General features: G+C 73.7%; 11 protein-coding genes and 1 pseudogene. 2 read left to right on the top strand and 10 right to left on the bottom strand.

Annotation, left to right across the window (positions count from 1 at the left end; genetic code table 11):
- Positions 1-22: 22 nt before the first annotated feature.
- The 3 genes from ACIPM1_RS09695 to ACIPM1_RS09685 all read right to left on the bottom strand — a co-directional run bounded on the left by ACIPM1_RS09695 (position 23) and on the right by ACIPM1_RS09685 (position 4,377).
- Positions 23-1,105, bottom strand: coding sequence for a MerR family transcriptional regulator (locus ACIPM1_RS09695; RefSeq protein ID WP_402431325.1), 1,083 nt, complete (start codon positions 1,103-1,105; stop codon positions 23-25).
- Positions 1,106-1,166: 61 nt separating this feature from the next.
- Positions 1,167-3,161 (bottom strand): serine/threonine-protein kinase, encoded by a 1,995-nt coding sequence (locus ACIPM1_RS09690; RefSeq protein ID WP_402431322.1) that lies wholly within the window; start codon positions 3,159-3,161, stop codon positions 1,167-1,169.
- 202 nt (positions 3,162-3,363) lie between these two features.
- Positions 3,364-4,377: an LLM class flavin-dependent oxidoreductase gene (locus ACIPM1_RS09685; RefSeq protein WP_402431319.1), complete on the bottom strand. Its 1,014-nt coding sequence runs from the start codon at positions 4,375-4,377 to the stop codon at positions 3,364-3,366.
- Positions 4,378-4,710: 333 nt separating this feature from the next.
- Here ACIPM1_RS09685 and ACIPM1_RS09680 point away from each other — a divergent pair, with 333 nt between their 5' ends.
- Positions 4,711-6,114 (top strand): FAD-binding oxidoreductase, encoded by a 1,404-nt coding sequence (locus ACIPM1_RS09680; protein WP_402431317.1) that lies wholly within the window; start codon positions 4,711-4,713, stop codon positions 6,112-6,114.
- A gap of 122 nt (positions 6,115-6,236) precedes the next feature.
- Here the strand turns inward: ACIPM1_RS09680 and ACIPM1_RS09675 are convergent, their stop codons facing one another.
- The 6 genes from ACIPM1_RS09675 to egtA form a co-directional block, all read right to left on the bottom strand.
- Positions 6,237-6,476, bottom strand: a complete 240-nt coding sequence (locus ACIPM1_RS09675; RefSeq protein ID WP_402431314.1) for a hypothetical protein — start codon at positions 6,474-6,476, stop codon at positions 6,237-6,239.
- 136 nt (positions 6,477-6,612) lie between these two features.
- Positions 6,613-6,828: a dodecin gene (locus ACIPM1_RS09670; RefSeq protein ID WP_402431311.1), complete on the bottom strand. Its 216-nt coding sequence runs from the start codon at positions 6,826-6,828 to the stop codon at positions 6,613-6,615.
- A gap of 253 nt (positions 6,829-7,081) precedes the next feature.
- Positions 7,082-8,044, bottom strand: a complete 963-nt coding sequence (gene egtD / locus ACIPM1_RS09665) for an L-histidine N(alpha)-methyltransferase (RefSeq protein ID WP_402431308.1) — start codon at positions 8,042-8,044, stop codon at positions 7,082-7,084.
- Positions 8,041-8,868, bottom strand: a complete 828-nt coding sequence (egtC, locus tag ACIPM1_RS09660; RefSeq protein WP_402431305.1) for an ergothioneine biosynthesis protein EgtC — start codon at positions 8,866-8,868, stop codon at positions 8,041-8,043. Before egtC ends, egtD begins: the two co-directional genes overlap by 4 nt.
- Entirely contained in the window at positions 8,868-10,208 is a 1,341-nt protein-coding gene (gene egtB, locus ACIPM1_RS09655) for an ergothioneine biosynthesis protein EgtB (RefSeq protein ID WP_402431302.1), read from the bottom strand. Before egtB ends, egtC begins: the two co-directional genes overlap by 1 nt.
- Entirely contained in the window at positions 10,205-11,569 is a 1,365-nt protein-coding gene (gene egtA / locus ACIPM1_RS09650; protein ID WP_402431299.1) for an ergothioneine biosynthesis glutamate--cysteine ligase EgtA, read from the bottom strand. Before egtA ends, egtB begins: the two co-directional genes overlap by 4 nt.
- 277 nt (positions 11,570-11,846) lie before the next feature.
- On the opposite strand from egtA, the pseudogene ACIPM1_RS09645 reads away from it, so the two are divergent.
- Positions 11,847-12,131, top strand: a pseudogene (locus ACIPM1_RS09645) (TIGR02452 family protein); the annotation flags it as partial.
- A gap of 166 nt (positions 12,132-12,297) precedes the next feature.
- Here ACIPM1_RS09645 and ACIPM1_RS09640 read toward each other — a convergent pair.
- Positions 12,298-12,417, bottom strand: coding sequence for a transposase (locus ACIPM1_RS09640; RefSeq protein ID WP_402431296.1), 120 nt, complete (start codon positions 12,415-12,417; stop codon positions 12,298-12,300).
- Positions 12,418-12,515: the final 98 nt, after the last annotated feature.

Here is a 12,515-nt window from a genome sequence, read left to right as displayed (position 1 = left end):
GGCACCATCCGAGATCCAGAACCTAGTCCTCCAGCCGCACCGGCATCAGGATCGAGAACGTCTCCTCGTCGTCGGGCCGGCGGATCGCGAGAGGCGCCGTGGGGGCGCCGAACTCCACGATCAGTTCGTCCCGCGCGCCCGCGGCGAGCGCCTGCAGCAGGAACTCGCGGTTGACGGCGACGCGGTTCTGGTCGTCGTCACCGTCGTCGCGGACCGTGACCGTGCCGCCGTCCGCGATGCCGAGCACGCTCAGGTCGCAGGGCACGCCGTCCTGCTCGCGCACCTCGCCCGCCCGGACGGGCCCCGTCTCCAATGCCTTCCGGAACCCCGCCACGTCGACGAGGGCCCGGCGCCCGGCGGGCAGGCTGACGAGGCGGCGGTAGTCGGGGAAGTCGTGGCCGAGGGACTGGCCGGCCGTCTCACGGTCGCCCGCCTCCAGGGTCACGCGGTCCCCGTCCACACCGAGCCGGACGGGCTCGGCGCCGCCCAGCAGCGCCCGCATCGCGTCGACGAGCGGGGTGGGCACGACGACCTGGACGCGGGGCCCGTCGTGCCCGTCGGTGCCGGTGTGGGCGACCGCCATCCGGTAGCGGTCGGTGGCCACGACCCGGAGTCCGTCGCCCTCGATGTCGAACAGCACCCCGCCCAGCATCGGCAGCTCGGGGTCTCCGCCCGCCGCGAAGCGGACCGCGTCCAGTGCGGCCGCCAACTCGGCTGCGGGCACGGTCAGTCGGACGGAGGCGGGGCGCGAGGACGTCATGGGGCTCTCCCTGTGGTCGAGTGGAGCTCGGAGCGTGGAGAACTCACGGCGGGCATCGGACAGCCCCGCTTCGAGACGGCGCAGATGCGCCTGGAGAAGCCCGCGCACCAGATCGGCGTCCGCGCCGGCCCATCCGGCCAGTACCAGCCGGATGTCGGCCAGCGGCATCCCGGCCCGGCGCAGCCCGGCCAGCAACCGCGCCTCTTCGAGCTGCTCCGGCTCGTACCAGCGGTAGCCGCTCTCCGGATCCACCCAGGCGGGGACCAGCACCCCGGCACGGTCGTAGAACCGCAGGGCGCTCACGCCGAGCCCGCTGTCGCGGGCCATCTCCCCGATACTGCGCATCTCGCTCTCCACACCCGGGACTCTGGGCCCTCGACCAGGTCGAGGGTCAACCCGCCGCCCGTCAGGCAGGGCAGTCGGCCAGCGTGGTGGCCGCTCCCCAGCGGATCATCAGGTAGTGGTTTCCGCCGATCACCGCCACCGCGTAGCGGGTGTACGGCCAGGCGTCGCCCGCGAGGTCCCTCTGGTTCACCAGGGCCCGGCACGCCTCGCCCGCGGTCATGGAGGCCCAGCTCTCGACCTGTTTCTGGTTCCACGCCCCGTAGTCCGACCACACGTACATCGCCGAATTGCCGGGGTCGAAGCCCACTTTGAGCTCCGCGTTGCCGAGCACGCGGTCGGTGCCGAGTATCGGGCGCATCCCGTTGGTCCGCTGGATGATCGTCCGGGCGGCGTGGTCGGCGACCCGGAACTCGTCGCGGTCGGTGCTGGGGATCATCGCCTGCCCGAGCCCCTGCTCGTCCGGCGTCCAGCCTTGTACCGCACCGGAGCTCTGTCCGGCGCCGGTGCCCTGCCCGCCGTCGTTGTCGGCGGCCGACCTGCACTTCACGTTGGTGACGAAGTCGTCCTGCCAGGTCACCTGCGGATCCTGGCCCGCCCCTTCCCGCACCATGACATAGGTGCGGTACGGCAGGTTCGGGTGCACGCGCAGGACGACGTCCCTCAGCGTCTGGCACATCGACCTGGCGATCTGCGTCTCCGCGTACATCGCGCCCTGCTCGTCGGAGGTCAGCCGGTACGAGAGGTAGACCTCCCGGCGCGGCTGGTGGAACCGCACGCTCCCTGGAGTGAAGTCGACGCCGTCGCTCAACTCCTGTGCCAGGACACCCTGGTCGTGCAGCACCCCGCGGGCCACGTCGTGCTCACCCTCGCCCTGCGCCGTACGCGTCTGGGCCCAGCTCTGCGCACTCGCCGAGTTGCCGTTCGCCGCCTGGCGCTGCCGTGCCTTGCCGTCCGTTCCGGCGTTCGCCCCGGCGGAAGAGGTGGCCGAGGCCGGTCCTTTGCCGTCCCCGCCGTCGCCGGGCATCAGGGCCACCACGCCACCGGCCAGGGCGCCGATGACGGCGGCGGCGACAACCAGCTTGCCCAGCCGGCGCTTTCGGGAACTGCTCCTGGGCACCTGCCACGTCGGGTCGTCGCCGGGCGGAATGTCCCAGAGGGCCTCGACCATGTTCCCGGCCTGCGTGGGCAGCGCGTCGACACTCACCACCTGGGTGGCCTGGGAGGCGAGCAGTTCCCAGCACTCCTGGGCGGCCTCGGCGGCCGACGGGCGATTCCCGGGCTCCTTGGCCAGGGCCCGCTCCACGACCCCGCGCAGAGGGCCGGGGACGCCCTCCAGGTCCGGCTCACCCGACATCACACGGAACGCGACCACGTCGGGCGCACCCGTCCCGAACGGCATTCTTCCGGTGGCCGCGTAGGCCACCAGCGCTCCCCAGGCGAACATGTCGCCCTCCGGCCCGGTGGCCCCCGTCCGGTACTGCTCGGGGCTGATCCAGCCGGGGGTGCCGGTCATCACTCCGGTGCGGGTGACGCTGGTGCTGTCGGCGGCGTGCGCGATGCCGAAGTCCAGTACGCGGGGGCCGGAGGGCGTGAGGATGACGTTCTGCGGTTTCACGTCGCGGTGCACCACCCCGACGGCGTGGACGGTGGCCAGCGCCTGCGCCGTGGCGGCCGCGAGCGTGTAGAGCGTCCCCGCCGTGGCGAGCGCGCCCCGCGCGGCCACATGCTCGTTCAGGGTCGGGCCGGGGACGTAGGGCGTGGCCAGCCACGGGGTCTCCGCGTCCGTGTCGGCGGCGAGCAGCGGTACCAGGTAGGGGCCGGTGACGCGGGAGGAGAGTTCGACCTCGCGCCTGAAGCGCGCCCTGAACTCCGCCTCCTGGGCCTGCTGCGGATGAATCACCTTCACGGCCACGCGCGTGCCGTCGGCGGCCACTCCCGCGTGGACGGTCCCCATGCCCCCGGCGCCGAGACGGCCGATGATCCGGTACGGGCCGATGCGGGAGGGGTCGCCGGGACGGGCCGGCTGCACTCTGGCACCGGAGCCGATTTCACTCACTGGTTCTTCCTTCTCCGGTTCCCCGCGGGCCGGCTCCCGGCGACCCCGAACCGGGTGGCGGCAACGACAGCGCCCTCCCGCATGCGCGGTCCCCTCCCCGGCCGTCTGCTTGCGAACCGCGAGTCTATGCCCGGTACCTGTTGAAAGTCAGTCAGGTGCGTTATGCCCGCGAGAAGTTGCGCTGCGCCCGGTCCTGGGACGGTCAGACCCGCCGAGTCCGCGCCGTGAAGATCCGGGCCAGGCGGCGGTAGGAGTCCAGCAGGGCCGTGCGGTCGTACGTGCTCGTCGTGACGAGGAGTTCCTGGGCGCCCGTCTCCTTCAGGACCGTCTCCAGTTCGTGCGCGACCTGGTCCTCGGTGCCCGCGAGCTGTCCGGCGAGGCCGGACTCGTAGCGGTCGCGCTCCTTGGCGGTCATCGGCAGGGACTCGACGCGGTCGGCCGGGGGCAGGGGAGGGAACGTGCCGTGGGTGCGGGCGTGCGCCATGGACCAGGCCTCCGGGATCAGGATGCGGCGCGCCTCCTCGGGCGTGGCGGCGACGGCGACCGTGCCGGAGATCACGACGTACGGCTCCCGGGCCCACGGGGAGGGGCGGAACGCGGCGCGGTACCGGTCGATGCCGCGCAGCATCCTCTCGCGGTCGCGCAGGTCGCCGATGACCATGGGCAGGCCGGCGCGGGCGGCGATCGCGGCCCCCTCGCCCATCGCCAGTACGAACGGCGGCACGCTCAGGCCCTCCGCCGGCCGCGCGTGCACGCCCGTGGGCGAGGTGCCGCTGAACCAGCCGAGCAGCTCGTCGAGCTGCGCCGCGAAGTCGTCGGCGTCGTCCTTGCCGCGGCCCAGCGCCCTGCGCACACCGTCGGTGAAGCCGACCGAGCGCCCCAGCCCCATGTCGACACGGCCCGGGAACAGCGCCTCCAGCACGCCGAACTGCTCGGCCACCACCAGGGGCCGGTGGTTGGGCAGCATCACCCCGCCCGTGCCCACCCGGATGCGGCTGGTCGCGGCGGCGACGGCGGCCGCGAGCACGGTCGGCGCCGACCCGGCCACGCCGGGCACGCCGTGGTGCTCGGACACCCAGAAGCGGTGGTAGCCGAGGGCCTCCACCTCCCGCGCCAGCCGTACGGTGTCCCGCAGCGCCTCGGCGCCGGGGTGGCCCTCGCGGGTGCGGGAGCGGTCGAGCACGGAGAAACGGGCGGAAGCGATCGCGGAACTCACACGGGGTTCAACGCCCGCCGGCGCCGGGGATTCCCGAGGCCGCCGTCATCCCCTGACGGCCGTGGTGCCGTGACCGCGGCCCGTGCGGCCGCTCCGCGCCGAGCCTCCGACCGGTTGCGAGGGGTCCGGGAGCGCACCAGACTCGGAGGCGGTGAGGCAGGCCCGCCTCACAGGCCGGCCTGCCGCGCAAGGTGCCGCTGCCCGCGGAAAGCGGGCGGGGCGCGCACCGTATCGAAAGCGCGAACGGACCCCTGTGCCACGCCCCCGATCCGCCCGGACGTCGCACGCCGCGCGTCCGTCCGCGGATCGTCCTCTCCCAGCGGGGTGCCGGCCATGGGCGACATGAACGCAACTGCACTGCAAAGCCTGCGCGAGGCGCTGCGGGGACCCGTCGTCACCCCCCAGGACCCGGGGTACGACGACGCCCGCGGCATCTACAACGCCATGATCGACCGGCGTCCCGCGGTCATCGCGGGCTGCACCGACACCGCGGACGTGCGGGCCACACTCGCCTTCGCCCGGGACGCCGGGCTGGACCTCGCGGTGCGCGGCGGCGGGCACAGCGGGCCGGGACTGTGCCTGGTGGACGGCGGGCTCACGCTGGACCTGTCGCCCATGCGCTGGGTACGGGTGGACCCGGCCGCGCGCACGGCCCAGGTCGGCGGCGGCAGCCTGCTGGGCGACCTCGACCACGCGACGCACACCTTCGGCCTCGCCGTGCCCGCGGGGATCCAGTCGACCACCGGGGTCGGCGGCCTCACGCTGGGCGGCGGCCACGGCCACCTCACCCGCAGGTTCGGGCTCACCGTCGACAGCCTGGCCGCCGCCGACGTGGTCCTCGCCGACGGCTCCTTCGTCACCGCGTCCGAGGAGGAGCACCCCGATCTGTTCTGGGCGCTGCGGGGCGGCGGCGGGAACTTCGGGGTGGTCACGTCGTTCACGTTCCGGTTGCACCCGGTCAGCACGGTCGGCGCCGGTGTGACGCTCTGGCCGGTCGACCGCACTCCCGAGGTGCTCCGGTGGTACCGGGAGTTCCTGCCCGCCGCGCCGGAGGACCTCTCCGGCTTCTTCGCGCTGCTGGCCGTACCGCCGGCACCGCCCTTCCCCGAGCCGCTCCACGGGCGCAAGGTGTGCGGGGTGGTGTGGTGCCACACCGGCGAACCGGACGCGGAGCGGCTGGAGGAGGCGCTGGCCGTGGTGAACGAGCCCGCGCCGCCCGCCTTCCACTTCGCCACGCCCCTGCCGTATCCCGCCCTGCAGACCATGTTCGACGACCTGCTGCCGCGGGGCCTGCAGTGGTACTGGCGCGGCGACTTCTTCGACACGATCTCCGACGCCGCGATCGAGGTGCACCACAAGTACGGGCAGAACCTGCCCACCGACCGGTCGACGATGCACCTGTACGCGGTCGACGGGGCGGCACGCCGCCCGGGCGCCGACGACACCGCCTGGGCGTACCGGGACGCCGTGTGGTCCGGTGTGATCGCCGGCATCGATCCCGACCCCGCCAACGCCGGCCTGGTCCGGCAGTGGTGCGTCGACTACTGGAGCGACCTGCACCCGCACTCCATGGGCGGCTCCTACGTCAACTTCCTGGGCGCGCAGGAGAGCGCGGACCGCGTCCGCGCCACCTACCGGGGCCACTACGACCGGCTGGCCACCGTCAAGCGCGTCTACGACCCGGAGAACTTCTTCCGCGCCAACCAGAACATCGCGCCGGTGCCGTCGCACGGGTGACGCGTCGGCACGGGCGACGCCTCGTGACGCGTCGGCATGGGCGCCGCCTCGCCGGTGACGCGTCGGGTGCCTCGGGGGCCGCGCCTCAGCGGCCGACGCCTCACGGGCCGGAGGCCGACGCCTCACGGGCCGGACGCGCCGCCCTCCGGCTCCGGTCCCCAGTACTCCGGCCCGCCGCCGCGCCAGTCGATCAGGGGGGAGACGGTGACCTCCGCGGGGTCGACCTCCAGGCCGGCGCGCCGCAGGAACTCGGCGACGTCCCCGACGTTGTACGCCAGCCCGAGGATCTCGCCGTTCACACGGACGCGTCGGCCGCCGGTCGGGGAGGGCGGGTGCACGATCACGGGCAGTGCTCCGGACATGTCTCCATGATCGGGGGTACGGCCCCGACCCGCATCCGGGCGGCGCCCGGCATCCGCCGGCCCGGGCCGTCCCGCCAGGCTCCGGCTCTTTCCGGCTCGTGCGGCCGGGGGAGCCGACTCGTGCGGCCGGGGACGGTCAGTCCGTGTCCTCGATGCGGAAGCCGACCTTCAGGCAGACCTGGAAGTGCTGGATCTCGCCGTTCTCGATCTGGCCCCTGACCTGGGTGACCTCGAACCAGTCCAGGTTGCGCAGGGTCTGCGAGGCCCGGCTGATGCCGTTGCGGATGGCCTGGTCGACACCCTCGGTCGAGGTGCCGACGATCTCGGTGAGCCGGTAGGTGTGGTCGGTCATGCGGGTGCTCCTCTGCGCCGCTGAGGGTGACGCGCGCCGGGCCGTGTGCGGCCGGGCGCGCGTGGGTCACGCGTCACTCCACCGTGCCGTATGCGCAGACACCGCGCGAGGTGGGCGGGCGGCGGCCCGTGTGCCCGGTCGCGTCCGCGCGCGGCGGGCGCCGGACCTGGGGAAGCGATCCCCGTGATCCGGCGCCCGCCCGGCAGCCGACTCGGGGCCCAGGGCGTCAAAACCCCTTCAGGCCCCGAACGCCTCACCCCGCCACACTCAGCGACAGCGCGAAGCGGCCCTCCTCGTCCGTCCACCAGTGCGCCAGCTCCAGCCCGGCCGCCGCGAGTTCCGTGCGCACGCTCTCCTGGCGGAACTTCGCCGACACCTCGGTGCGCATCTCCTCGCCCGCCGCGAAGTCGACGGCCAGACCCAACGCGGGCACCTTCACGGTCTGGGCGGTACGGCTGCGCAGCCGCATCTCGATCCACTCCCGCTCGGAGTTCCAGCGAGCGACGTGGTCGAAGGTGTCCGGTTCGAAGTCGGCGCCGAGTTCGCGGTTGACGACGGTCAGGACGTTCTTGTTGAACGCGGCGGTCACCCCGGCCGCGTCGTCGTATGCCCGGACCAGGACCTGTTCGTCCTTGACCAGGTCGGTGCCGAGCAGCAGGGCGTCGCCGGGGGAGAGCAGGGCGCGCACCCCGGTGAGGAACTCGGCCCGCTCGGCGGGCAGCAGGTTGCCGATCGTGCCGCCGAGGAACGCCAGCAGCCGCGGGCCCGGTGTGTCCGGCAGGGTCAGCCCGGCGGTGAAGTCGGCGATCAGCGCGTGCACGTCCAGCTCCGGGCGCTCGGCGACCAGCGCCTTCCCGGCCTGGGTGAGCGCGCTGTCGCTGACGTCCACGGGAACGTAGGTGCGCAGGCCGGTGAGCGCGTCGATCAGGTACCGGGTCTTCTCCGACGAGCCGGATCCCAGCTCGATGAGGGTGCGGGCGGGCAGCGCGGTGGCGATCTCGCCCGCGCGGGCGACGAGGATCTCGCGCTCGGCGCGGGTCGGGTAGTACTCGGGCAGTTCCGTGATCTGCTCGAACAGGTCGCTGCCGTGCGCGTCGTAGAACCACTTGGGCGGCAGCCACTTGGGGTCGGAGGTCAGGCCGTGCTGGACGTCGGCGCGCAGGGCGGCCGCCATGGCGTCCTCGGGCAGGGTGCGGGTGACATGGAACGGACTCACGTACGGCGCTCCTCTGGTGGTGCGGATGCCAGATCCTCGGCGGGGTCCTTGAGCGGGGTGAGCAGGACGTCCGTGCGGCTCGCCGCGAGCAGCGTGCGGTCGGGGACCTCCCGCCAGTGCGGGTCGTCGTCGTAGGGCTCGGAGGCCACGACTGTGCGGCGGCCGGGCTCGGCGAGGTACCACAGGGCGTCGCCCCAGGCGGTGGCGACGATCGTCTCGCCGTCGGTGAGCAGCAGGTTGAGCCGGGACCCGGGGGCCGCGGCGGCGATCTCCAGGACGGTGTCGGCGAGTGCCTGGCCCGCCTCGGTCCGGCGTCCGGCCCGCCCCCGCGGCTCACCGGGGTCGCCGCCGCGCAGCCGGGCCAGCACCAGCGCCCACACGAGGGCGGAGTCGGTACGGGCCTCCAGCGCCAGCATGTCCAGCGGCGGCAGGGCGCGGGACACCGCGGCGAGCGAGCCGGGCCAGCCGGTCACCGCGCCGTTGTGGCTGAACAGCCAGCGGTCCGCGGCGAACGGCGCCGCCGCGGCCTCCCCGTCCGCGCCCGGCAGGGTCGCGTCGCGCACCGCCGCGAGCAGCGCGGTGGTGCGGACGACCCTGGCCAGGTCGGTGAAGGACTGGTCCGCCCAGATGGGCCCGGCCCGGCGGTAGCGGGCCGGCACCGGGTCCCCCTCTGCGTACCAGCCGATCCCGAAGCCGTCGGCGTTGACGGTCCCGTACCGCTGGCCCCGGGGCGCCCACGACTGGCGGTACAGGCCGTGCGGCGGCTCCAGGAGGATCCGGCCGAGCGGCACCTCGGGTCCCAGATAGGCGACATGACGGCACATCAGGCGGCTCCGGAGCGGGCGGTGCGGAATCCGGAGAAGATCTGCCGCCGGATCGGATAGTCCCAGTTGCGGAACGTGCCCCGGCAGGCCACCGGGTCCACGGCGAACGAACCGCCGCGCAGCACCTTGTGCTCGGGCCCGAAGAAGACCTCCGAGTACTCCTTGTACGGGAACGCGGCGAAGCCCGGGTACGGCAGGAAGTCGCTCGACGTCCACTCCCACACGTCGCCGATCAACTGGCGCACGCCCAGGGGGGATTCACCGGCGGGGTAGCTGCCGGCCGGTGCCGGGCGCAGGTGGCGCTGGCCGAGGTTGGCGTGCTCGGGGGCCGGGTCGGCGTCGCCCCACGGGTAGCGCGTCGAGCGGCCGGTCGCCGGGTCGTACCGGGCCGCCTTCTCCCACTCGGCCTCGGTGGGCAGCCGGCGTCCGGCCCAGCGGGCGTAGGCGTCGGCCTCGTACCAGCACACGTGCAGGACCGGCTCGTCGGGCGGCACCACCTCGGTGACGCCGAAGCGGCGGCGCAGCCACTGCCCGCCGTCGCGGCGCCAGAAGAGGGGGGCGTGGATCTCGTGCCGCCGGATGTGGTCCCAGCCCTCGGCCGTCCACCAGCGGGGGTCGTCGTAGCCGCCGTCCTCGACGAACGCCAGATACGCTGCGTTGGTCACCGGGGTGGTGTCGATCCAGAACGTGGGCACCTCCCGCGCGTGCGCGGGCCGTTCGTTGTCCAGCGCCCAGGGCTCGGTCGAGGTGCCCATGGTGAACGGGCCGCCGGGGACGAGGACTTCGGCCGGTCCGGTGAACAGCGGCGCGGGGTCCGGATCCGGGGCGGTCAGGGCCTGCGGGCCCTTCCGCAGCTGATGGGTGATCAGCATCGTCTCGTCGTGCTGCTGTTCGTGCTGGGCGATCATCCCGAAGGCGAAGCCCGCCTCGGTCAGCCGGGTCCCGTGGAACGCGGTGCTCTCCAGCAGGTCCAGCACCCGGCCGCGCACCTCGGCCGCGTAGGCCCGTGCCTCGTCGGGCGGCAGCAGCGGCAGCGACGGCCGTTCGGCGCGCGGATGCTCGAAGGCGTCGTACAGGCCGTCTATCTCGGGGCGTATCGCCTCCCGCCCGGCGACGGCGCGCAGCAGCCACAGCTCCTCCTGGTTGCCGATGTGCGCGAGGTCCCACACCAGCGGGGACATCAGCGGGGAGTGCTGGGCGGTGAGGTCCGGGTCCTCGACGCAGCCGGTCAGGAGCGTGGTGCGGTCGCGGGCCGTGACGAGCGAGGACAGCGCCCGCTCACGCAGGAGACCGGCGTCGGCCTCGGTGCCGGTCCCGGTGTCGGGTACGGGGGCGGTCATGTGCGGATGTCCTTCCCGTGGGCGGAGGGGGTCTTCCCGGTCGAGCCGGTCGAGTCGGTCGAGCCGGTCGGGCGGAGCCGGGACGGGGAGGGCTCCGGTCCGCGCAGCCGGTCGAGCAGATCGTCGGCCGGGCAGCGGCCCTTGCGGACATAGCGGTCGTGGTACGCGGCGACGGCGGCCGTCACCCCGGGGGTCGCGCCGAGCCTCGGCAGGGCCTCGATCGCCGCGTCGAAGCAGGTGACGGCCGCCTCGTACAGGTCGGGGTCGGCGAGCCCGGAGCGGGCCGCCTCGATCCACAGCGGATTGTGCGGCGCGGGCAGCGACAGGGCGCGCTCGGCGAGCGGCTTCACCACCCGGTACGCGGTCTCCGCCGCCTGCGGATCGTCGAAGAGCGCCGCCGTGACCGCGAGCGGCACGATCCACCCGTCGTCGCCGGGCTGCGCGTCGATCATGCGGAACTCGAGATGGCCGCGCGGTCTGACCGGCGGGAACAGGGTGGTCAGGTGGTAGTCGAGATCGTCCCGGGTGGGTGGCCGCGGGGCCCCGCCCCGAGTCCACTCCCGGAAGGTCAGGCCGTCGGGCACGTCCCAGGGCCCGTCCTCGCGCCGTACGCACATCACCGGCGCGTCCAGCACATGCCGGGCCCACGCGCTGCGCGGGTCGCCGTCCAGCGGTGGCGCGCCCGCCCGCCCGGGGCCTATCTCCAGCCACAGCAACTGCCGGGTGGACAGCCAGCCCGTGGGCTCCCGTCCGACCAGCGGGGAGTTGGCGAACGCGGCCACCAGCACCGCGCCGAGCTGGTGCGCGAGCCACCAGCGCCGCCCGTGGCCGAGCGGCCCGGGCTCCTCGTGCCCGGCGTCCAGACACACCTGGACGGAGGCCGAGGCGCACATCATGTGCCGGCCGGCCGGTCCGGTCCGGTCCAGCACGGTCTCCATGGCGTCGTAGCGCTTCTCGCGCAGGAACCGCCGGGGCGGGTGCCAGGGGTCGTGGCCGATGCCTACGAGGCGGAGTCCGTCGGCGGCGAGCACGGCGCGTACGGCGTCGAGGTCGGCGGAGACGGTGCCCACGCACTCCATCAGGGAGGCGGCGGGCGGCGAGCTCAGCTCCAGCTGGCCGCCGGGTTCGACGGTGAGCGCCGACCTCAGGGGCAGGGTCCGCAGTGCGGTGTAGACCGCGGCGAGTCGTTCGGGGGAGAGGGGGGACTGCGGCGTCCGCAGCTCGTGAATGAACCATTCCACTTCGACCCCGAGGGTGCGGGGCGGTCCGGTCTTGAAGCAGATGCCGTGGACCAGCGCCTCGACCTCGGCCTCGGTGACGGCGGTACGGGGCTCCGTACAGCCGCTTTCCGCTTCGGACATGTCGGGATCCTCCTGAGACTCCACGACGTCGCCGGCCTGGATCCGATGGTCCCGGCCGGCTTGCTCCGTCTACCCAAGACGCTCGCGTCGATCCGCACAAGGGGGCAGATCATGACGAACCTCTGACGTCCCTTCCTCTCCGTCGTGCGCTCCGGACGCACCCTGCGCCGGAAAAAACTTGGTTGCACCGCATGTCCAGGATCGCTCACGATGCGTTCATGAGCACGACGGGGGAGACCGCGCAGGCCGCGGGCATGGCGCCCACGGGGGTGGCGCCATGAGCGCGCGCCTGCGCGGCGTCGCGCGGCAGACGGAAGACATCGTGGCGGCGGACGCCTACCGCACCGCCGACGGGCGGGAGGTGTCCCTCGCGGCGGCGATCGAGGCCGCCCGGGACGGAACCCGGATGTTCGGCCCGGAGCCGGTCGCGGTGCCGTCCGCCCCGGCCGGTGAGACGTTCGTCGAGGTCACGGGGGAGAGCAGCCTGGAGGCCGCGCGCCGGCTCACCGGACCGGTGGCCGTGCTCAACTTCGCCTCGGCCCGCAACCCCGGCGGCGGCTACCGGGATGCGTTCGCAGTGCACCGGGCTTCAGCCCGGTGGTGAATAGCATCCTGTCGTGGCGACGCGGAGCGTCGCGTATTCCTGGTCGGCGGAGCCGGCCGTCGCGTGTTCACCACCTGCTGCGCAGAGCGCCGCGACGGCTGCTCCCGGCGGGTCTGGGGGATGCTCACACGGGCCGGTTCTGCTGCTCGATGTACTGCTTGACCACGGAGAGCGGGGTACCGCCGATGGTTCGGGCGAAGTAGGACCCGGACCAGCGCTTGTTGGCCCGCCAGTAGTGCTGCACCCGGTCGGGGAATTCTCCCCCAGCCTTCGGCCGGGAGGTGCCCCCAGGCGCAGGCGTCGGGAGGAGACTCCCTTGAGGGAGTTGATGAGCCGGGCAGT

This window comes from Streptomyces sp. NPDC086766, assembly GCF_044746005.1.
Lineage (GTDB): Bacteria > Actinomycetota > Actinomycetes > Streptomycetales > Streptomycetaceae > Streptomyces.
This window is presented reverse-complemented; position numbering and strand designations above follow the sequence as displayed.